General features: G+C 28.6%; 21 protein-coding genes. 18 read left to right on the top strand and 3 right to left on the bottom strand.

The features are described from left to right. The first annotated feature begins 4 nt into the window (after positions 1–4). The 5 genes from BLU40_RS03820 to BLU40_RS03840 all read left to right on the top strand — a co-directional run bounded on the left by BLU40_RS03820 (position 5) and on the right by BLU40_RS03840 (position 5,678). Positions 5–769 (top strand): glycosyltransferase family 2 protein, encoded by a 765-nt coding sequence (locus BLU40_RS03820; RefSeq protein WP_090119900.1) that lies wholly within the window; start codon positions 5–7, stop codon positions 767–769. A gap of 34 nt (positions 770–803) precedes the next feature. Continuing rightward, on the top strand, positions 804–1,937 hold the full coding sequence (gene gmd, locus BLU40_RS03825; RefSeq protein ID WP_090119902.1) for a GDP-mannose 4,6-dehydratase: 1,134 nt from the start codon (positions 804–806) through the stop codon (positions 1,935–1,937). Positions 1,938–1,942: 5 nt separating this feature from the next. Next, complete coding sequence (locus BLU40_RS03830) at positions 1,943–3,025, top strand: GDP-L-fucose synthase family protein (RefSeq protein WP_090119904.1); 1,083 nt, start codon at positions 1,943–1,945, stop codon at positions 3,023–3,025. A 39-nt stretch (positions 3,026–3,064) separates the two neighbouring features. Then, positions 3,065–4,123, top strand: coding sequence for a mannose-1-phosphate guanylyltransferase (locus tag BLU40_RS03835; RefSeq protein WP_090119906.1), 1,059 nt, complete (start codon positions 3,065–3,067; stop codon positions 4,121–4,123). A gap of 163 nt (positions 4,124–4,286) precedes the next feature. Continuing rightward, the gene (locus tag BLU40_RS03840; RefSeq protein WP_090119908.1) at positions 4,287–5,678 is read left to right on the top strand and encodes an undecaprenyl-phosphate glucose phosphotransferase; all 1,392 of its coding nucleotides are present in this window, start codon (positions 4,287–4,289) and stop codon (positions 5,676–5,678) included. Here BLU40_RS03840 and BLU40_RS03845 read toward each other — a convergent pair whose 3' ends face one another. Continuing rightward, positions 5,679–7,073: a capsule assembly Wzi family protein gene (locus BLU40_RS03845; protein WP_090119910.1), complete on the bottom strand. Its 1,395-nt coding sequence runs from the start codon at positions 7,071–7,073 to the stop codon at positions 5,679–5,681. A gap of 380 nt (positions 7,074–7,453) precedes the next feature. On the opposite strand from BLU40_RS03845, the gene BLU40_RS03850 reads away from it, so the two are divergent. The 7 genes from BLU40_RS03850 (at position 7,454) to BLU40_RS03880 (ending at position 13,181) form a co-directional block, all read left to right on the top strand. Beyond that, the gene (locus BLU40_RS03850) at positions 7,454–8,272 is read left to right on the top strand and encodes a prephenate dehydratase (RefSeq protein WP_317040117.1); all 819 of its coding nucleotides are present in this window, start codon (positions 7,454–7,456) and stop codon (positions 8,270–8,272) included. Continuing rightward, positions 8,272–9,429, top strand: coding sequence for a pyridoxal phosphate-dependent aminotransferase (locus BLU40_RS03855; RefSeq protein WP_090119914.1), 1,158 nt, complete (start codon positions 8,272–8,274; stop codon positions 9,427–9,429). The genes BLU40_RS03850 and BLU40_RS03855 overlap by 1 nt, the downstream gene beginning before the upstream one ends. Position 9,430: 1 nt before the next feature. Further along, positions 9,431–10,288: a prephenate dehydrogenase gene (locus tag BLU40_RS03860; protein WP_090119915.1), complete on the top strand. Its 858-nt coding sequence runs from the start codon at positions 9,431–9,433 to the stop codon at positions 10,286–10,288. Positions 10,289–10,310: 22 nt separating this feature from the next. Further along, positions 10,311–11,384, top strand: coding sequence for a bifunctional 3-deoxy-7-phosphoheptulonate synthase/chorismate mutase type II (locus BLU40_RS03865; protein WP_090119917.1), 1,074 nt, complete (start codon positions 10,311–10,313; stop codon positions 11,382–11,384). 233 nt (positions 11,385–11,617) lie between these two features. After that, complete coding sequence (locus tag BLU40_RS03870; protein ID WP_090119919.1) at positions 11,618–12,088, top strand: lipocalin family protein; 471 nt, start codon at positions 11,618–11,620, stop codon at positions 12,086–12,088. Positions 12,089–12,095: 7 nt separating this feature from the next. Next, positions 12,096–12,803, top strand: coding sequence for a YiaD family glycine zipper/OmpA-like lipoprotein (locus BLU40_RS03875; RefSeq protein WP_090119922.1), 708 nt, complete (start codon positions 12,096–12,098; stop codon positions 12,801–12,803). Positions 12,804–12,812: 9 nt separating this feature from the next. Continuing rightward, a complete protein-coding gene (locus BLU40_RS03880; protein ID WP_090119924.1) occupies positions 12,813–13,181 on the top strand; it encodes a hypothetical protein in 369 nt (122 codons plus the stop codon). A 42-nt stretch (positions 13,182–13,223) separates the two neighbouring features. Here the strand turns inward: BLU40_RS03880 and BLU40_RS03885 are convergent, their stop codons facing one another. Further along, positions 13,224–13,685: a hypothetical protein gene (locus tag BLU40_RS03885; protein WP_090119927.1), complete on the bottom strand. Its 462-nt coding sequence runs from the start codon at positions 13,683–13,685 to the stop codon at positions 13,224–13,226. A gap of 140 nt (positions 13,686–13,825) precedes the next feature. Between BLU40_RS03885 and rsgA the strand changes: the two genes are divergently transcribed. The 6 genes from rsgA to BLU40_RS03915 all read left to right on the top strand — a co-directional run bounded on the left by rsgA (position 13,826) and on the right by BLU40_RS03915 (position 22,080). After that, positions 13,826–14,764 (top strand): ribosome small subunit-dependent GTPase A, encoded by a 939-nt coding sequence (gene rsgA, locus BLU40_RS03890; RefSeq protein WP_090119930.1) that lies wholly within the window; start codon positions 13,826–13,828, stop codon positions 14,762–14,764. A 9-nt stretch (positions 14,765–14,773) separates the two neighbouring features. Further along, positions 14,774–15,223: a D-aminoacyl-tRNA deacylase gene (gene dtd, locus BLU40_RS03895; RefSeq protein WP_090119932.1), complete on the top strand. Its 450-nt coding sequence runs from the start codon at positions 14,774–14,776 to the stop codon at positions 15,221–15,223. A 77-nt stretch (positions 15,224–15,300) separates the two neighbouring features. Further along, positions 15,301–17,211 (top strand): DUF3857 domain-containing protein, encoded by a 1,911-nt coding sequence (locus BLU40_RS03900; protein ID WP_090119934.1) that lies wholly within the window; start codon positions 15,301–15,303, stop codon positions 17,209–17,211. Between the two features lie 6 nt (positions 17,212–17,217). After that, positions 17,218–19,233: a transglutaminase domain-containing protein gene (locus BLU40_RS03905; protein WP_090119937.1), complete on the top strand. Its 2,016-nt coding sequence runs from the start codon at positions 17,218–17,220 to the stop codon at positions 19,231–19,233. A 147-nt stretch (positions 19,234–19,380) separates the two neighbouring features. Further along, positions 19,381–21,399 carry a transglutaminase domain-containing protein gene (locus BLU40_RS03910; protein WP_090119940.1) on the top strand — a complete coding sequence of 673 codons (2,019 nt, stop codon included), beginning with the start codon at positions 19,381–19,383 and terminating at the stop codon, positions 21,397–21,399. Positions 21,400–21,444: 45 nt separating this feature from the next. Then, a complete protein-coding gene (locus BLU40_RS03915) occupies positions 21,445–22,080 on the top strand; it encodes a YceI family protein (protein ID WP_090119943.1) in 636 nt (211 codons plus the stop codon). Between the two features lie 48 nt (positions 22,081–22,128). On the opposite strand, the gene BLU40_RS03920 is transcribed toward BLU40_RS03915, so the two are convergent. Further along, positions 22,129–22,593, bottom strand: a complete 465-nt coding sequence (locus BLU40_RS03920; RefSeq protein WP_090119945.1) for an Lrp/AsnC family transcriptional regulator — start codon at positions 22,591–22,593, stop codon at positions 22,129–22,131. Positions 22,594–22,732: the final 139 nt, after the last annotated feature.

Here is a 22,732-nt window from a genome sequence, read left to right on the forward strand (position 1 = left end):
GTTAATGAAGGTTTCTATTATAACCATTGTTTTTAATAATGAAGATTGTATTGACAACTGTTTAAATTCAGTAAAAAATCAAACATATATAAATATTGAACATATTGTAATTGATGGTGGTTCAATCGACAGAACATTAGATAGAATAGAACCTTATAAAAACAGCTTAGGTTATTTTATTTCTGAAAAAGATTCAGGCTTGTACAATGCCTTAAACAAAGGAATTAAAAAGGCTACAGGAGATGTGATTGGAATTTTACATTCTGATGATGTTTTTTATAGTACAGATAGTATTGAAAAAGTAGTTAAAGTATTTCAATCCAAAAATGCTGATATTGTTTATGCAAATGGAATGTACGTTGAAAGAGATGACACAAACAAAGTAAAAAGAATTTATAAATCGAAGCCATTTAAAAGAAGATATCTAAATTTCGGATGGATTCCATTACATACTACTATTTTTGTAAAAAAAGAAGTATTTAAATATGAAGGAATGTACAATGAGTCTTATAGCATAGCAAGTGATTATGATATTTCATTAAGGTGGTTTAAAAATAGAGAATTAAAAAAAGTGTTTTTAAATGAATGGTTGGTGAAAATGAGGTTAGGAGGTAAAAGTACCACAGCATCACTACAAAAAAGAAAATCAACAGAAGATTTAGAAATTATAAAAAAACATAAATTACTAGGGGGAATTACTCTGTTATTTAAAATAGCAAGAAAAGTCCCACAGTATGTTTTACCTAGAATAATAACATATAAAGTATAAAAAACGTTATTTTTGACAAAAATTTAAGTAGAGTATGAAAAACAAGGTAGCATTAATCACAGGGATTACGGGTCAAGATGGATCTTATTTAGCAGAATTGTTATTAGAAAAAGGATATATAGTACATGGTATAAAGAGAAGATCTTCATTGTTTAATACAGATCGTATAGATCATTTATATCAAGATCCTCACGACCCAGATCAACGATTGAAATTGCATTATGGAGACTTAACAGACTCAATGAATTTGACTCGAATTATCCAAGAGGCACAACCAGATGAGATATATAATTTAGGGGCCATGTCGCATGTTGCTGTTTCATTTGATACTCCTGAATATGTTGGGAATGTTGACGGATTGGGTACTTTAAGAATTTTAGAAGCAGTTAGAATTTTAGGATTAGAAAAGAAAACTAGAATTTATCAAGCATCGACTTCAGAATTATATGGGGGTATGCCTGAGAATAAAAATGAAAGAGGTTTTTATGATGAATCTTCACCGTTTTATCCGCGTTCACCATACGGTGTAGCAAAAATATATGGTTTTTGGATAACTAAAAATTATCGTGAAGCTTATGATATGTTTGCATGTAATGGTATTTTATTTAATCATGAATCACCAAGAAGAGGAGAAACTTTTGTAACTCGTAAAATTACTCGTGCCGTTGCAAAAATAGCTTTAGGTTTACAAGAGAAAGTATATTTAGGGAATTTAGAAGCAAAACGTGATTGGGGACATGCTAAAGATTATGTTCGTATGATGTGGATGATTTTACAAGCTGAAAAACCTGAAGATTGGGTAATTGCAACAGGAGTTACAACTACGGTACGTGATTTTGTACGTATGGCTTTTGAAGTAGTAGGCATTCAATTAGAATTTAAAGGAGAAGGTGTTGATGAGAAGGCTTACGTTAAAGCTTGTTCGAATAAAGATTATCAAGTAGAAATTGGTAAAGAAGTTTTGTCTATTGACCCATCTTATTTCCGTCCAACGGAGGTGGATTTATTAATTGGAGATCCAACAAAAGCAAAAGAGCAATTAGGTTGGGTGCCAGAGCATGACTTAAGAGACTTAGTTCAAGACATGATGGAAGGTGATGTTCAACTTATGAAAAAAGACGTTGACTTGTTAAAAGCAGGTCATGAAATATTGAAACAAGCAGAGTAATAGTTATGCAAAAAGATAGTAAAATATATGTTGCAGGGCATAGAGGTTTGGTAGGTTCTGCAATTGTTAAAAACTTAGAGGCAAAAGGTTATACTAATATAGTCTCTAGAGAGTTAGAGGAACTAGATTTAATTAACCAATCTGCAGTAGAATTATTTTTTGAATCTGAAAAACCAGAATATGTTGTGCTGGCAGCAGCTAAAGTTGGTGGTATTGTAGCAAATAATACATATAGAGGAGCATTTATATATGAAAATATGCAGATTCAAAATAATGTTATTCATCAATCATATGTTCATGGTGTAAAAAAACTATTGTTTTTGGGTTCTACATGTATTTATCCAAAAATGGCACCACAACCAATGCCAGAAGATTGTTTATTAACGGATGAATTGGAATATACAAATGAACCTTATGCAATAGCCAAAATTGCAGGGTTAAAAATGTGTGAATCATATAACTTGCAGTATGGAACAAATTTTATTTCTGTTATGCCTACAAATTTATATGGGCCAAACGATAATTTTAATTTAGAAACATCACATGTATTACCAGCAATGGTTCGAAAAATTCATTTATCTAAATGTTTAGAAGATAATAATTGGGAAGCTATCAGGAAAGATTTATCTTTAAGACCAATTGAAGGAGTTAATGGGGGGGCTAGTAAAGAAAATATTATTAATGTTTTTGAAAAGTACGGCATTTTAAATAAAGATGGTGTAACTTTACAATTATGGGGTACAGGTAAACCAATGAGAGAGTTTTTATGGAGTGAGGATATGGCTGATGCTTGTGTCTATTTATTAGAAAATAGAAATTTTGAAGATATTGTATCTTCAAAAAACAATAAAGAAATTAAAAATACTCATATTAATATTGGAACAGGAAAAGAAGTTTCAATTAATGAGTTAGCAGATATTATTAAAAGTGAAATTGGTTTTAAAGGAAATTTAACTTTTGATATAAATAAACCAGATGGTACAATGAGAAAATTAACTGATCCCTCTAAGCTACATTCTCTAGGCTGGAAACATAATATTGAATTGAAAGAAGGTATTAAGTTAATGTATAAGTATTATTTAAATTAGAAATAAATTAACTAATAATATTTTAATAAAATACAATATATGAAAAGTAATAACTATTTAGTAATAATGGCAGGTGGAGTTGGATCTCGATTTTGGCCAATGAGTACAGAGCAAAAACCAAAACAGTTTTTAGATGTTTTAGGTTTAGGAAGAACATTATTACAACAAACGGTAGATAGGTTTAAAGAGATTTGTCCTTCTGAAAATATTTTGGTTGTTACTTCTTCAAAGTATAAAAAACTAGTTTCAGAACAATGCCCAGAGTTGTTAGAATCTAATATACTTTTAGAACCTTGTATGCGAAATACAGCTCCTTGTATTGCATATGCTTCTTATAAAATAAAAGAGTTAAATTCCGAAGCAAATATTGTTGTAGCACCTTCCGATCATTTAATTACTAATACAACAGAATTTGTAAGAGTAATTAAGGAAGGTTTAGATTTTACAAGTAAAAATAAAGCATTGTTAACTTTAGGAATTATGCCGCATAAGCCTGAAACAGGTTATGGCTATATTCAAGCAAATAATAATAACCAGCAACCATTGAAGGTCGCAGCTTTTAAAGAAAAACCAAATTTAGAAACGGCTAAGTCTTATTTAAATGAAGGTAATTATTTTTGGAATTCAGGAATATTTCTTTGGTCACTAGATACAATATTAGAAGCTTTTGAAGCTAACCTGCCAGAAGTAGCTGAACTTTTCAAAAAAGGAAAAGAGATATATAATACACCAAAAGAGCAAGCTTTTATCGATATAGAATTTCCAAACTGTATAAATATATCAGTAGATTACGGAATTTTGGAAAAAGCAAATAACATTTTTGTTCAACCAGCAGATTTTGGATGGTCAGATTTAGGTACTTGGGGATCATTATGGGAAAAACAATCTAAATGTGAAAACCAAAATGCTGTTATTGGAGAGAATACACATTTGTTTGAAGTGAAAAATACTATTGTCCATGTTCCAAATGATAAAAAAGTTGTTATTCAGGGGTTAGATAATTTTATTGTTGTCGAGGAAAATGGCACCTTGTTAATCTGTAAGAAACAGGAGGAACAGAGAATTAAAGAGTTTAGATCTGCAGTCTTAGATAAATAAATTCTCAACTTAAAGAATAAATCTTTTTCCTAACATATTAGTAGTTTTTTGTAAGTTTGTATGTTGGGAAAAGGATATTATTACTTTAAATATAAACTTGTATTTTTTTCTTAAATAGTGGAATTTAAAATTTAATCTGTTAAAGCATTTTTAAAGTTGCAATATGTTTAAAGGAAAAAATAGATTTCAATCTATACTTTTATTTATACTTGATTTAAGTATCCTTATTAGTAGTTTTTATTTAGCTAGTTTTATAAGTTTTGGTGATTTTAATCCAAATTATTACTATTATTCATTATTGCTAGGTTGGGGTATTATATGGGTAGGTGTAGTTTTAAAATACAACTTGTATGAAGTACCTAGAATACTATATGTAGATAAAGTATTGTCAAAAAACTTTAGTGCTATTACTGTATTTATTGTTTTAAGTGCTGCGGCAATTTATTTTTTTACTAGTTATAAGTTTTCAAGAATATTTTTTATAACGGTAGTTTCATTATTTTCATTTCTTTTACTAATTTTTAGGATTCTTTTTTTGTATTTGGTAAAAAGCCAAAGGCTAAAAAAAGATTTTAGAAAAAGAGGGGTTATTATTGTTGGTATGAACCAAAATATTCAGAGGCTAATATCTAGAGTTTATAGCCGTCCTCAATATGCTTTTTTTATTGAAGGGATATTTACAGATACAAAATTAAAAGGTAGATTAAAAAATAACCATAAAGGCGGATTAGATGATGTAAAGGACTATTTATTGACTAATAACCCGAAAGAGGTCGTTATTTCATTACCTCATAGTTACGGGGATTATATTGATGAATTAATTCATATAGCAGATAATAATTTAGTTAGGGTTAGAGTGGTTCCTGAGTTTTCAGAGTATTTGTCACAGCGTTTTTCAATTAAATATGTGGAGAATGTTCCGGTTATGAAATTTAGAAAAGAGCCAATGCAAAGTTTATCTAATAGAATTTTAAAACGAAGTTTTGATATTGTTTTTTCTTTAATGGCAGTAGTATTCATTTTTTCTTGGTTGTTTCCAATTATAGCTTTGATTATAAAATTAACAAGTAAAGGGCCTGTGTTTTTTAGTCAGGAAAGAACAGGACAAGATAATGTGTCTTTTATGTGTTTGAAGTTTAGAAGTATGGTTGTAAATACAGATTCAGATAATTTACAAGCAACAAAAAACGATTCTAGAGTAACTCCTTTTGGTTCATTTATGAGAAAAACTAGTATAGATGAGCTTCCACAAATTATAAATGTATTATTTAATCAAATGTCTTTAGTTGGCCCAAGACCACATATGTTAAAGCATACTGAAGAGTACAGAGTTTTAGTTAATAAGTTTATGGTGCGCCATTTTGCTAAACCTGGTGTAACAGGTTGGGCTCAAATACTTGGTTTTAGAGGTGAGACAAAGACTGTGAAAGATATGGAAAAGAGAGCTAATGCAGATATTTGGTATATTGAAAATTGGAGCTTTATGCTAGATTTAAAAATAATTTTTAGAACTGTATTTGGTATGCTTTTTAAGAGAGATAAAAATGCATATTAATTAAAATTTTCCTTTTTTAATTATTTTTATAAAACCACCAATATTATTTTTAGATAAATTTCCTAAGTCTATTGAGCTACCTAGATAAAATTCAAAAGGAATTTTATCTAATTTCGGATTAATTTCAAAGTATGTTGAGAATTGATTGTAGTCCATGTTTTCATTTGAATCATACCAATTATCAAAATTTATATAGTCAATATTCATTTTATAACCTATATTCTTAACAAAACCTTTAATTCCAACATGTAAAGCAACAAACCTATTTAAACTTAAATCTGTTCCATATTCTTTATCGTTTGTTAAAATGTATGGCGTTCCAATTACATTTTTAAAATAGCTCCATCCAGAAAGATATACAAAATTATTGAAATATTCATCTCTACCACTAGCTGCATGGTACCCTGTTTCATCGGTGTAATGAGGTGCATTTCCGCTTCTATGCTTAGTGTACGTAATTTCAGCAAGCGCATGTGTTATTAAAGCTTTTTCTTTCTTGAGATCTAAAAAGAACCCATATAGGTTATCAGGATAATTCATTAATTCTCTTCCTGAGCGATCTTCAAAAGGATGAGATATATAAAAGTTCCAATTTGTTTTAGTTCCTTTATAATCGAATTGTAAAATATAAGAACCTAAGTGGTTTCCTAGAGCATTTATTTGTTCGAGTATTGAAGCTTCAGAACCTCCAGAGCTTCCAGTCACAGTTTTAATATAGTTTTTAAATCCACTAGGTTGTTTGCCGCTGCTTAATGAAGTGCCATTCCATTGTGCGTAATGATTAACTCCAGTAATAATATCTAGTTTGTTGTTAATTTTAGATTTAAAATGAAGACTTTTTTGATGTAGCAATGTATTATCAACATATCTTTCATCATTCATCCAGAAATCTCCATACGTAGCTTTGAATTTTAACCAATTTTTAGCAAAAGGAAGTTCAATAAAATCGACTGTACTAAGGTTGTAGCCAGGAATTGCTCTTGAGTTTGTGGACTTCATAAAGTTTCCGTTTGAAGAAGATAAACCCTCAAAAACAATTTCATCATTTTTACTTCCAATATCTAGCCTAACTTTTTTATATTTTAAACTAGCATATAATTCATTAATTATTGCGTCATTTTCTTCAGCAATTGAACCAGTTATACTTCCTTTAAAAGCAAAATCTATTTTATTAGAATTGTTATTACTAAAACTTTTACCAAATGTTGCAGTTGTTAATGCGTAATTAGAATTAGGAATTTTCCCAAATTTATTAGCTGTCATCCAAAATGGTAATGTTTTTTCAGAACTTACTCCTGAGTTTAATTCAACTTCATAAAAAAAAGAGTTGTTTTGAGCTATTGAATCAATAACGATCAGAGAAATAACGATTGAAAATAAATAGGATAATTTCATAGATAAGTTTTACTGCTATTTTTTTAGCAAATGTACTATTTTTGTTTAAAACACTTGGTTTTATAAAGTATTTAGAATTAAAGTATTTGAGAATAAATGATAAATTACTGTTTTGAATATGAATAATTCAATGGAATTGCTTCTATTCTTATAAAAGGATATAAATTTTATAAATTTATTGAATAGTATGGCTATTAACAAAATAATATATAGATTTGTCAGGAAAATTACGATTAATGAGATTAACTAATACATTCAACCGCTTCTATTTTTACTTTTATTTTATTAATAAAAGAGAGGCTTAGTGTATATTATTTAACAATAAAATATTTAAAAAGTCTCGATAAAAATCGAGACTTTTTTTTTAGATAAAAATTAAAATGAGAGTAGCAATACAAGGAATTAAAGGGTCATTTCATCATATAGTTGCAGAACAGTATTTTGGTAAAAATATTGACTTAGTTGAATGCTTGTCGTTTAGTGAAATGCCATTGTTGTTAACAGATGATAAAGCGGAAGTTTTAATTATGGCAATTGAAAATTCTATAGCAGGAGCTATTTTGCCAAATTATGCATTAATAGATAACAATAATTTAAATATTTGTGGGGAATTTCACTTACCAATTCATCATAATTTAATGGTGTTTAATGGTCAAAAAATTGAAGATATTAAAGAAGTTTATTCGCACCCAATGGCCTTACTACAGTGTCATAAATTTTTTAAAGATTATCCGCATATTAAATTAATTGAAGATACCGATACAGCAAATGTTGCCAAAAGAATACAAGAAAATAAATTGTTAGGTGTTGGAGCAATTGCTAGTTCGTTAGCTGCAGAAACATATAATTTAACAATAATTGCTCCTGAAATACAAACTATAAAAGATAACTCAACACGGTTTTTTATTCTTTCTAATGAAGAGCGTAAACAAAGCTTATCTGCTAACAAAGTTTCTATAAAATTTGTAGTAGGTCACGATGCAGGTAGTTTGGCTGAAGTATTATCAATTTTGGCTAAGCATAATTTAAATATGTCTAAAATACAATCTATGCCTGTTATCGAGACTCCTTGGAAATATGCATTTTTTGCAGATTTTATTTTTAATAGTTATGCAGATTATTACGATGCATTGGAAGAAATAAAAGAAAAAGTTGAAACAATAAAAGTATTAGGTGAATACACCAAAAGTAAAAGATAATGATACAAAAAGCTGATAGATTAAATAGTGTAACAGAATACTACTTTTCTACAAAATTAAGAGAAGTAGCAGCTTTACGAAATGAAGGTAAACCAATAATAAACATAGCAATTGGTAGTCCAGATTTAGCTCCGCCAAAAACTGTAATTGAAGCATTAGCAAATACTTCAATTTTGCCAACATCTCACCAGTATCAAAGTTATCAAGGTATTCCAGAATTTAGAGAATCTGTAGCTGGTTTTTATAAAAAACATTACAATGTTGCCTTAAATCCAGTAAATGAAATTTTACCATTAATGGGTTCTAAAGAAGGAATTATGCATATCTCTATGGCTTTTTTAAATAAAGGTGATAAAGTATTAATTCCAAATCCAGGTTACCCAACATACGCATCTGTAACCAAATTAGTTGAAGCAGAAGCGCTAGCCTATAATTTAAATGAAGCTAATAATTGGTTACCAAATTTTGAAGAACTTGAAAAAGAAGATCTTTCTAAAGTGAAAATTATGTGGGTAAATTATCCACATATGCCAACAGGAGCTGTAGCTTCAAAAGAAAATTTTAAACAATTAATAGCATTTGCTAAAAAGCACAATATTTTAGTTGTAAATGACAATCCGTATAGTTTTATTTTGAATGACAATCCTATTAGTATTTTAGAGGTTGAAGGAGCTAAAGATGTTGCTATAGAATTAAATTCTTTAAGTAAAACATTTAATATGGCGGGTTGGCGTGTAGGTATGGTAGTTGGTGATTCGGAAATAATAAAAACCATTTTACAAGTAAAAAGTAATATGGATTCTGGAATGTTTTTAGGTATTCAAAAAGGAGCAATTGCTGCTTTAAATTGCAGTAAAGATTGGTTTAATGAGTTAAATGCAATTTATGTAAAACGAAGAAAACTAGTTTGGCAAATATTTGACGCTTTAGGTTGCACTTACGATACTGAAATAGGAGGGTTATTTGTTTGGGCTAAGTTGCCGGAAGGAAGAAAAGCTGGAGAGTTTACCGATGAATTATTATATGAAAAAGATGTATTTATTACTCCAGGAATAATTTTTGGTACAAATGGAGAAGGATACATACGTTCATCACTATGTGTTGCAGAAAAAGTTTTAGAAGAAGTATTAAGTCGTTTAACTACAACCAATAATTAATATGAAAAAATTAGTAGTTGTAGGATTAGGACTAATAGGAGGTTCATTAGCACGAGATTTAAAATTACGAATGGATTATAAGGTCTATGGTGTTGATAACAACATAAATCATATAAATAAAGCAATTGAACTTGGTATTATTGATGAAGAAGGAAGTTTGAACGATGTTGCAGATGCTTCAGTTGTTATTGTAGCTGTACCTGTAAATGTAATGCCAGAAGTAATAAAAAAAGTTTTAGATAAAGTTGGGTTAGAAACATTGGTTTTTGATGTTGGTTCAGTAAAAAATGAAATATGTAAAGCTGTTGAATATCATCCAAATCGTAAAAATTTTGTTGCAGCTCACCCATTAGCAGGAACCGAGTTTTCTGGGCCTGAAGCAGCAATATTAGATTTGTTTGACGACAAGGTGAATATAATTTGTGAGGCCGATAAAACAGATTGGAGAATTTTAGATAACGCTATAAGCTTATTTAAAAAACTGAATATGCATATTAAAATGATGAACCCGGTAGAACACGATAGACATATTGCTTATGTATCACATCTTTCTCACGTTAGTTCATTTATGTTAGGAAAAACGGTTTTAGAAATAGAAAAAAATGAACAAGCTATTTTTGATATGGCAAGTACTGGTTTTGCTTCAACAGTAAGGTTAGCAAAAAGTTCATCATCAACTTGGACACCTATATTTTTAGGTAACAAAGAAAACGTGTTACAATCGTTAAAAGAATACATTAAAAATCTATCTGAATTTAAAGAGATGCTCGAAAATGAAGATGCGGAAGGATTAAATAAAACAATGAATAATACAAATTATATTAAGAAAGTATTAAACGGAATAGAACAAAACAACTAATTAATAAGATAATTATTTAAAAATGGAAATAACTAAACAAAACAGAAAGTGGTTAGACAATATGGGGTTAGATCATCCAATTGTAATTGCTGGCCCATGTAGTGCAGAAACTGAAGAGCAAGTATTAAAAACAGCTCATTTATTAAAAGAGACAGATACAAATGTATTTAGAGCTGGTATTTGGAAACCAAGAACAAGACCAGGTGGTTTTGAAGGTGTAGGTGCAGTTGGATTACCTTGGTTACAAAGAGTTAGAGAAGAAACTGGAATGAAAATTACTACTGAAGTTGGTAATGCTAACCACGTAGAACTTGCCTTAAAAGCAGATGTTGATATTTTATGGATTGGTGCACGTACAACTGTAAATCCATTTGCTGTTCAAGAAATTGCAGATGCATTAAAAGGTGTAGATAAGCCTGTTTTAGTTAAAAATCCAGTAAACCCAGATTTACCTTTATGGTTAGGTGGTGTAGAGCGTTTTAAAGCAAATGGAATTGACCAATTAGGTGTTATCCATAGAGGATTTTCTGCATACAATACTGGTCATTATAGAAATAAACCAAAATGGCATATTGCTATTGAGTTGAAAAAAGAATTTCCAGATTTACCTTTAATTTTAGATCCATCTCATATTTGTGGTCGTAGAGATACTATTTTAGATGTTTCTCAAACGGCATTAGATTTAAATTTTGATGGTTTTATGATTGAAACTCATATTGATCCAGATAATGCTTGGAGTGATGCTGCACAGCAAATTACACCAGCTCAATTAGACCAAATTACTCAAGACTTAAAAATTCGTCAAAAAAGTAGCGATAAGGAAAGTTTCCAAAGTAAATTAAACCTATACCGTAAAGAGCTTGATTTAATAGATAATAATATTATCGATATTTTAAGTGATAGAATGGGAGTTGCAGAGAACATTGGTAAATTAAAACATAAAGAAAACGTTGCTATTTTACAAAGTGGTCGTTGGTCAGATATTTTAAAAGCAATGATCGAAACTGGTCAAAGTAAAGGTTTAAGCAAAGAGTTTGTTGAAGAAGTTTTTAAAGCTATTCACGTTGAATCTATTAACATTCAGCATAAAGTATAATAACATATATTTTTAAAATTAAAAGAGGCTATCTGAAAAGGTAGCCTCTTTTTTTGTTTTAGAGTTACAGTTCATCAAATGAAAACTACCTTTTATAAACTCGTTATTTACAATGCTATTTTTTAAAAGAATATTAGCAAAAAATTATAAGAATAAAAATTTCTAAAAATTTAAGGGTAACAAAATAAGTAGGTCGCTTATATATAAGTAACAATCATTAAAAATTAACAAACATGAAAAAAATCATTTTTATTTTAACTCTTTCTGTACTAATGGCATCTTGCGGTTCTTCAAAAGTAGTTAGAAAATCTAAAAAAGTAATTAAAGGTAATTGGACATTAAACACAGTGGCGCTTCAGCAAAAAGGGAATTATAATATTAGTTTATTTAATGTGGCCGATAAAAGTTGTTTTGAAGGTAGTTCGTGGAAATTTATTCCAAATAATAATTCAGGTAACTATGCTTTTAATAACTCAAATTGCGACGCAAAACTTAGAAACTTCATTTTTACAATAAAAGAAATAGACCCAGAAACCGGGTTGTATGATTTCTTATTGAAGCCAACAAATTCAAAAGGAAAAAGCGAAAATAACCAAGGGTTTAGATTGCGATTATCTCAATTGTCAGATACTAATATGCAATGGCAATTAGCAGTTAATGTAAGTGGTAAAACAGAAATAATTAATATGAATTTTATAAAATAATATAGCAATGAAAAATATAGTTAAAAAAATAGGGTTAGGATTATGTGCGTTACTTGTTGTAATTAATTTTACAAGTTGTAATGCAGTAAAAAATGCAAATAACAAACAAAAAGGAGCTGTTATTGGTACTACAGCAGGTGCAGGAATTGGAGCTGTTTTAGGAAATAATTTAGGAAGAGGTGGAAAAGGAAAACTTGGAGGTTTAATTGGTGGCGTAGTTGGTGGAGCTGCAGGATTGCTTATTGGGAATAAAATGGATAAACAAGCGCAAAAAATTGAGGAAGAAATTCCAGGAGCTACGGTGGATAGAATTGATGATGCAATTGTAATTACTTTTGATGATAATAGCGGTGTACATTTTGATTCTGGTATGTATGTAATTAATACAGATTCTAGAGAAAGCTTAAATAAATTAGCTCGTGTTTTAATTGAATATCCAAATACAAATATTTTAGTTGAGGGTCATACAGATAGTGCAGGTGCTGATAATTTAAATTTTGAATTATCTAAAAAAAGAGCATATGCAGTAACAAATTATTTTATTCATTCAAAAAAATTAAACTCAAGTAGGTTTACAACTAAATGGCACGGAGAAAATAACCCAATTAGTGATAATTCCGTTGCAAGCGGAAGAGCAAAAAATAGACGTGTTAATGTTACTATTATTCCAGATGAAACTATGATTAACAATGCAAAATCTAGCACAAAAAACTAATCAATTAATATGAATAAATTATTTTATAGCTTAATAATAGTTCTAACATTTTTATCATCTTGTAGTAGTGATGATAATGAGGAAGAGGTTACAACAGGTGATAGTAAAATTGTATTTAGTTCTTTTGAAAACATTAATTGTGGCGATATTACAGTGAGTTTAGAAGGTGTTGGTAATAAAATAATACCATCAACAGCTACTCCAATTGGATTAGATATTTGTAATGACACGCATATAAACTTAGCAAAATTCGATAACCTAGTAGCTGGCTCATATAATTATTCTGCAAGTTGTACTAGTTATACTTGGACAGGTGTTATAACTGTTGGTAATATGGGATGTAGCGGATTGTCGTTCACCGTTTTATCTGCAGATTAGATATAAAAAAAGGGAAGTTATTAACTTCCCTTTTTTTATGTTTTATTGTTGAGGTTTAGGTCTTTTAAAAATATATCTAGTTACAAATATACCTTTACCATCACCTTTACCAGCATCACTTTCTACAGCACTTGTTACAAAAGCTAAATCCCAACCTTCAGTAACCATTGTATTTATTTTTGAAGATAATAAAGCATCATTAGAAGCTACATTTTGAAAATTAATACCAGCAATACTATAAAAGTTTACCAATTTAGTTTCTTCAAACTGATCAATTTTTGCATCTTTTCTTTTAGATTTATTTTGTTTTTTATTGTCTTCTGTTCTTTTTGAAGTAAAATCTTGATAGTTTCTATTTTCATCAGAAGAAATAATTCTAGATCTACCAAGTCCCATTGGTACAATAGATTCGATACTTGTAATTTGCTTGTACTCAAAAGTTTGAGCGTTTAATTCAATAATTGATGTAACAGTAATAGCTATTACTAATAAAAATTTTTTCATTTAAATTTTAATTTAATTGGGTTAAAAATGTTTTTTAAAGTAGTTGTATTTTAAACTATCTTTGTTAACTACTGTCGTTTGTAGTTAAGTCAAATGTACTGTTTTTAGTAAATAGAAAAAACATTTAAATAATAAATTAAGTGAAAGGAATTGTAACAAAATCAACAGGTAGTTGGTACACAGTTTTTTACAATGAAAAAGAAGTTGTAGAGTGTAGATTGAAGGGTAAATTTCGTATTAAAGGAATTAAAAGTACAAACCCTGTAGCAGTAGGTGATTTTGTTAGTTTCGAATTTGAAGAAGGAAAAGAAACAGGAGTTATAAATGAAATTTTAGATCGAAAAAATTATATCATTCGTAAATCTGTAAACTTATCTAAGCAAACGCACATTATTGCAGCAAATATTGATATTGCTTTTTTAGTAGTAACTATAGATAATCCCCCAACATTTCCTGGGTTTATAGATCGTTTTTTAGCAACTGCAGAAGCTTATAGTATAAAAGCTGTATTATTATTTAATAAGTTAGATTCTTATAATGATGAGCAGTTAGAAAAACTAGCTATTTTAGATGATATTTATACCGAAATAGGTTATCAATGCTTAGCAATTTCGGCAACTAAAAATATTGGAATAGATGAGGTTCAAGAGTTAATGAAAGGAAAAACAACAATGTTTTCTGGACATTCAGGAGTAGGAAAATCAACATTAATAAATGCAATTGAACCAAATTTAAATTTAAAAACAGCACAAGTTTCTAAACAGCATAAACAAGGAATGCACACAACTACATTTGCTGAAATGTTTAAGTTAAGTTTTGGAGGTTTTATAATAGATACACCAGGTATAAAAGGTTTTGGCGTTGTAGATTTTGAACCAGAAGAAATAACTGATTATTTTCCTGAGTTTTTTAGATTGAAATCTAACTGTAAATTTGGAAATTGCAAACATATAAACGAACCAAAATGTGCTATAAAAGAAGCTGTTGAAAATGGTGAAATAGCTTACTCAAGATACAATAGCTATTTGCAAATAATTGAAGGAGATGAAGAACATTACAGAACAGATATTTATAGTTAAGCTTACCAAATGAGAATTGTAATTCAAAGAGTTTCAGAGGCCTCTGTTACTATTAATCAAATTAAAGTTAGTGAAATTAAACAAGGAGTTTTAGTTCTTTTAGGAATTGAAGAAGCTGACGGAATGGAGGATATTGAATGGTTGGTAAATAAAATTGTTAACCTTCGAATTTTTAATGATGATAACGGAGTTATGAATAACTCTTTGATAAACGTTAATGGAGATGCTATTTTAGTAAGTCAGTTTACACTGCAAGCAAGTACCAAAAAGGGACACAGACCTTCATATATAAAGGCGGCTAAACCAGATATTGCAATACCTTTGTACGAGAAATTTATTAAAATTTTTGAACAAAAGTTAGGAAAACCAATTGGTACTGGAGAGTTTGGCGCAGATATGAAAGTTTCTTTAATTAATGATGGCCCTATTACAATATTAATAGACTCTAAAAACAGATAAATAACTGTTTTTTAAAAAATGATTTTAATCATATGAAGCTTTTTTATTTTTTATTATTTTAGTAAAAAATAAACGCTATGAAGCCCCTTAAAATAATTACCTTGCAATTTCTATTGCTTGTTACTTCTATTGTATACGCACAAGATATTAGTTTTAATACATTTACAATTTCTGAAGATTTAAAAAAAGATGCTAATTCAATAATTAGAAGCGAAAGTTTGTTTGTAAATATTAAATCGCAAACTTCTATGACTTTGAATGTAAAACGAGCAGTAACTGTTTTAAATAATCAAGGAGATAAGTTTAGGTACGTTGTTGTTAATTACGACAAAAACACTAAAATAACTAAATTAAAAACTACAATTTATAACGCTTTTGGAGGTGTTTTAAAAAAAGTAAAATCTAAAGAGTTTAAAGATATAAGCAATTATGATGGTTTTTCTTTATATTCAGACAATAGATTAAAGTACTTCGAGTATATACCAATTCAGTATCCTTATACTATTTATTACGAGTACGAAATAGCAACAGTTAATACAGGTTTTATTCCTACTTGGACACCTTTCGATCGTTTTGAAACTTCAGTAGAAAAAAGTGAATATAAAGTCGTTTCTCAAAACGATATGAAACTTAGAACTAAAGAATTTAATTTTGAAGGCTATAACATTTCAAAAACAGTAAATGATTATGCTATTAATTACAGTTTAACTAACCAACCTAGTATAAAACACGAAACGTTAAGTCCGGGAATAAATACATATACTCCAAAGTTAATGGTAGGGCTTTATAAGTTTTGTTTGGAAGGAATTAAGGGAGAAGCCGAAAATTGGGAAGAGTTTGGTAAATGGAGATACGATTTTTTAAAAAATGGAAACGATATTGTAGATGAAGGCATAAAAGCTAGAGTTGAAGGTTTAGTTGCTGGTGTTGATGATAATTTAGAAAAAGCAAGAATTATTTATGATTATGTACAAGGAAAAACTAGGTATATAAGTGTTCAAGAAGGAATTGGAGGTTGGAAACCTGCAAATGCAAATACTGTAGATCAGTTAGGTTATGGAGACTGTAAAGGGTTAACAAATTACACAAAAGCATTGCTAGATGCTGTTGGCGTAGAATCTTATTATTCAGTTATTTGGGCAGGGAAAACTAAAAAAAGTGTAGATAAAGATTTCTTTTCTATGCAAGGAAATCATATTATTTTAAACCTGCCAACCGATAAAGAAGATATTTGGTTAGAATGTACATCGCAAGATGTTGCTTTTGGTGAATTAGGAGACTTTACCGATGATAGAGATGTTTTGGTTATTACACCAAAAGGTGGAGTTATAAAACATACTAAAAAGTACAAACCATTAGAAAGCCAACAAACTACTGTTGGTAATTATAAAATTAACGATAATGGATCTATAGAAGCTAAGGTTGAAATTTCTAGCAAAGGAATTCAATACGACGATCATTTGGGCTGGTTTTTAGGTAAAACTCAAAAAGATTTAGACATAGAGTTTAAAGATTATTTTTCTCATATTAACAATATAGAGTTTTCGAAAATTGATATTTCTAATAATAAAAAGAAAGCTGTTTTTGAAGAGAATTTAGAGTTTAAAGCTCAAGATTATGCTTCAAAAAGTGGAGATCAAATGTTTATTCCTTTAAATGCATTTACCAACAGTACATATGTACCTAAGCGAGTAAGAAATAGAAAGTTGCCATTTAAAATTTCGAGAGGCTATTTTGATGTTGATATGGTGGATGTGCAATTGCCAAGAGGTTTTAAAGTTGAATACATTCCTAGTTCTATTGAATTGGAATCAGATTTTGGTGTATATAAAATAGAAGTCGAAAAAGTAAATGAGTTAGAATATAAGTATTCAAGAAAGTTAACAATTTACGATGGCGAATATACTAAAGATCAGTTTGATGCTTATAGAGATTTTAGAAAGAAAATTAGAAAATACGATAACAGAAAAATAATAATTACTAAATAATAAAATATGAAAAAGATTTTAGTTATAATTTTTATAGGGTTTCTAACAACCTCAATTTCAGCTCAAGATTATAAATTTGGAAAAGTTTCTAAAGCTGAATTGGAAGAAAAAGTATACGCTTTAGATTCGTCAGCTAATGCGGTAGTATTGTATAAAAGCAGAAAAACTTCATTTAATTATGTACAAGGTGAAGGATTTCAGCAAAAAACAGAAATACATGAACGCATTAAAATTTATAATAAAGAAGGTTATAGATGGGCAACTAAATTAATAAAGTATTATGTACCAGATACTGGCGATAAAGAGAATGTTTCTAAGCTTTCGGCAAAAACATATGTATTAGAAAATGGTAAAGTAAAAGGGTATAAGGTTCAAAAAAATCAAATTTTTACTGAGAAAAATAATAAGTATTGGTCTCAAAAAAAAATTACAATGCCAAACTTATCTGATGGTTGCGTAATAGAATGGAAATATGAAATTAACTCACCATATAAAGGTATAAGTAAAGTAGAACTACAATATGCTATACCTATTAAAAAGGTAGTTTGTAGAATTTCTATGCCAGAGTACTTTAAGTATAATGAAAAGCAGTTGGGTTATTTAGATATAAATAAAATAGATGGTTATGAGAATGATGAAATAAATTTACAGTATAAATCGAGGTCTCAAAATGGCGCTTGGGATCCTGTAAAAACTAATTATTCTACAGAAACGGTTAGGTTAACAAATAAAATTTCTAAAATTGATATGGAAAACATTCCAGCTATTTTAGAAGAAGATTATGTAGATAATATAGCTAATTATAAATCAGCTATACATTACGAATTATCAAGTGTACAATACCCAAACGATCCAATTAAATTATATTCTACTTCTTGGGAAGCTGTAGCAAAAACTCTATATAAAGAAAGTGATTTTGGAGGAGAAATAGAAAAACGTAATTATTTTAAAGAAGATTTAACAGCTTTAATTAAGGGAGAAACGGATGAAACAAAAAAGGCTTTGTTAATTTTTGAGTATGTAAAACAAAAAGTAAAATGGAATAAATACTACGGTATAACTACGGATGAAGGTGTAAAACAAGCGTATAAAAAAGGAACAGGAAATATTGCAGATATTAATTTAATACTAACAGCTATGTTGCAAGAAGCTGGTTTAAAAGCGTATCCTGTTGTTTCGAGTACTCGTAATCATGGAATTCCAATTTTTCCAACATTAAGTGGTTTAAATTATGTATTAGCTTCAGTTAAAATTAATGAAAAGGTAATATTATTGGATGCAAGTGTTAAAAATTCGAAGCCAAATATATTACCAAAAAGGGCAATAAATTGGAACGGACTTCTTGTTGGGTCAAAAGGTAATTTTGACCAAGTTTCACTGTCTAATTCTCAAAAAGCAGGGGTTAATTCAACCATATTAGCTACATTAGATAACGAAGGTGAAATTAATGGAATGTGTAGAACAAAATATTCTAATTATTTTGAAATGCGTTATAGAGATGTTTATGGAGATTTAAATGAAGAAGAATTATTGTCAAAAATAGAAGAGGCTAATAACAATATTGAAATTGAAGAAATTAAAATTCAAAACAAAAAGGAGATATACAAGCCGCTTTCTGAAATGTTTTCATTTACTTCAGAAGATTTAGTAACAACTTCTAATGATAAGATTTTTGTAAAACCAATGTTGTTTAATTGTATAACCGAAAATAAGTTTAAACTAAAAAGTAGAGATTATCCGGTTGACTTTACCACTAAATCATCTAAAAGGTACTCAACAAGTATTACAATACCTGAAGGATATGAAGTGGAATCTTTACCTGAAAATATTGCAATAGGTTTGCCAGATAATTATGGTATTTATAGATTTAAAGTGGTTAAAGAAGGTAATAAAATTAATACAATTTCAGATTTATCTATTAATACAGTAATCTATCCAGCTAGATATTATCAAGAGTTAAAAGAGTTTTACAAATTAATTGTTAAAAAGAATGCAGAACAGGTGGTTTTAAAGAAAGTTTAAAAAACAAGTATAAACTTACTTTTTGGCTGATTTAAAAGTTATTGTAATGATGGTTAGTTAACTATTTAAATAGACTTAAAAAAAGATAAAAACAATAAAACTCTTTTCAATAAAGAGTGAAAAAAAAATGTGAAAAAGTAATTAAATATGAAAAAGATTTTAGTTTTAATTTTTATTGGTTTGCTAACAACTTCAATGTTAGCACAAGATTATAAATTTGGAAAAGTTTCTAAAGCTGAATTAGAAGAAAAAGTATATCCGTTAGATTCTTCTGCCAATGCAGTAGTATTGTATAAAAGTAGAAGAACATCATTTAATTATTTGCAAGGAGAAGGGTTTCAACAAAAAACAGAAATACATGAACGTATAAAAATTTATAATAAGGAAGGTTATAAATGGGCAACTAAATTAATAAAATACTATTCACCAGATTCTGGAGAAAAGGAAAATGTTTCTAAACTAATAGCAAAAACATATGTTTTAGAAAACGGTAAAATAAAAGAGTATAAAATTCAAAAAAATCAAATTTTTACTGAGAAAAAGAATAAGTATTGGGCTCAAAAAAAGATTACTATGCCAAACTTATCGGATGGATGTATAATTGAATGGAAATATGATATTAATTCGCCATACAGAGGAATAAGTAAAGTGGAATTACAATATGCTATACCAATTAAAAAGGTGGTTTGTAGAATATCTATACCAGAATACTTTAAGTATAATGTAAAGCACTTGGGTTATTTAGAAATAAATAAAAAAGATAGTTATCAGAACGATGAAATTACATTAGTTCATAAAGTACGTACTGGACAAGTGGGGTATAATCACACTTCTAGAGAGAATAATTCAACTGAAACGGTTCGGTTAATTAATGAAGTTTCAGAAATTGACATGGAAAATGTACCTGCTATTTTAGAAGAAGATTATGTAGATAATATTAACAATTATAAGACTGCTATACATTACGAGCTAGCAAGTGTTAAATTTCCAAATGACAAGCTTAAATCATATTCTACATCATGGGAGGCAGTAGCTAAAACTCTGTATAAAGAGAGTGATTTTGGTGGAGAGATAGAAAAGCGAAATTATTTTAAAAATGATTTAGAAGATTTAGTTAAAGGAGAAACAGACGAAACAAAAAAAGCCTTGTTAATTTTCGAGTTTGTAAAGCAAAAGGTTAAATGGAATAACTATTTTGGATTAACTACCGATGAAGGAGTAAAACAAGCTTATAAAAAAGGAACAGGAAATATAGCAGATATTAATTTAATGCTTACCGCTATGTTACAAGAAGCTGGTTTAAATGCTTACCCAGTTGTTTCGAGTACGCGAAATCATGGAATTCCAATTTTCCCAACACTAAGTGGTTTAAATTATGTGTTAGCTTCAGCAAAAATAAATGGAGAAGTAGTATTGTTTGATGCAAGTGAAAAAAATTCTAAACCAAATATTTTACCTCAAAGAGTAATTAATTGGAATGGACTTCTAGTTGGTGCTAAAGGTAATTTTGATCAAGTTTCACTATTGAATACTCAGAAGGCAGGAGTAAATTCAACCATATCAGCTAAACTTGATGCTGATGGAGAAATAAATGGAATGTGTAGAACTAAGTATACTAATTATTATGAAATGCTTTACAGAGATGTATATGGAAGTTTAAATGAAGAAGATTTGTTGTTTAAACTAGAAGAAGCAAATGACAATATTGAGATTGAAAAAATTAAAGTGCAAAATAAAAAAGAGATATATAAACCTCTTTCAGAAATGTTCTCATTTACTTCGGAAGATTTAGTTACCACTTCAAACAATAAGATTTTTGTAAAACCAATGTTGTTTAATTGTATAACGGAAAACAAGTTTAAATTGAAAAGTAGAGATTATCCAGTAGATTTTACCACTAAATCATCTAAAAGATACTCAACAAGTATTACAATACCCGAAGGTTATGAAGTAGAATCTTTACCAGAAAATATTGGAATAGGTTTACCAGAAAATTATGGTGTATATAAGTTTCAAGTAGTTAAGGTAGGTAATAAAATAAATACAATTTCAGATTTGTCTATTAATACAGTAATTTATCCAGCTAAATATTATCAAGAGTTAAAAGAGTTTTACAAATTAATTGTTAAAAAGAATGCAGAACAGGTAGTTTTAAAGAAAGTTTAAAAACAATTTAGTATACTTGCATTAATTATAATCAATCTAAATAATATGAAAAAAATAGTTTTACTAACATTAGTGTTAAGTATGTCTTTATTAGCTTGTAAGACAGAGAAAAAAGAGCCAAAACCAACTGTTGTAGAAAACAAAACTCAAGTAGCTGTAGTTGAAAATGGAGTGTATATTGCAAATGTAGATGCTTCAGTTTTAAAATGGAAAGGTTTTAAACCTACAGAATCTCACGATGGTGAGTTTAAGTTAAAAGAAGGATCTTTTGAAGTAAAAGAAGGAAATTTAATTGCTGGTAAATTTACTTTAGATATGGGTAGTATAACTGTATCTGATATTCCTGCAGATGATAAATTTAATGCTAAATTAGTTGGTCATTTAAAAAATGAAGACTTTTTTAATGTTGAGAAATTTCCTGTTGCTACTTTTGTAATTACATCTGTAGAAGGTAGTTTAGTAAAAGGTAATTTAACAATTAAAGATATTACTAAACCTGTAGCTTTTGAAACTAAATTGGCTAAAACGGCATCTGGTGTTGAGTTTATTGCAGAGCCATTTAAAATTGATAGAACTGAATTTGATATTCAATATAAGTCAAAAAAATTCTTTGAAAATTTAGCAGATAAATTTATTAAAGATAAATTTGAAATTTCATTTAAAGTGCAGGCTTCTAAATAAAAAATCAAATATATAAACTAAAAAAAGCGACTTAACAAGTCGCTTTTTTTAGTTTATAGGCAATATAGAACTTTCTTTAACTTCGCTCATAACAATATTACTTTGCACATTGGCAACCGATTCTAATACCGATAGTTTGTTTTTTAAAAATAATTGATAAGCTTTTATATTAGGTATTACAATTTTCAACAAATAATCAAAATTACCAGCAACGTGATAACAACCCATTATTTCTGGCATGTTGGAAATAGAATTTTCGAACTGAGTAATTAATTTTTTAGAATGTGCCTGAAGTGTAACTTGGCAAAACACAACCAAATCTAGCCCTATAATTTCTTTATTAATAATGGTGGTATAATTTTTAATAACATTAAGTTTTTCCAATCGTTTAATTCTATCATGAGTTGGTGAGTTTGTTAACCCAATTTTTAATGCAATTTCTTTAATATTCATTTTAGAATTATCTTGTAATAGCATTAATATTTTTTTATCGGTTTTATCTAGAGATATCATAAAAGTAAATTTTTCTAAAAATAGTTAATTAAAATAGATTAATTAGAATATTATTCTTTAATGTATGCGAATTAGTTTTTTAAATTTCTGTATATATTTAATTATTCAGTAATATAGAGTGTAATGGTTTAATTTTATA

Origin of the sequence: Lutibacter oricola (genome assembly GCF_900106565.1) — a bacterium.
GTDB lineage: Bacteria > Bacteroidota > Bacteroidia > Flavobacteriales > Flavobacteriaceae > Lutibacter > Lutibacter oricola.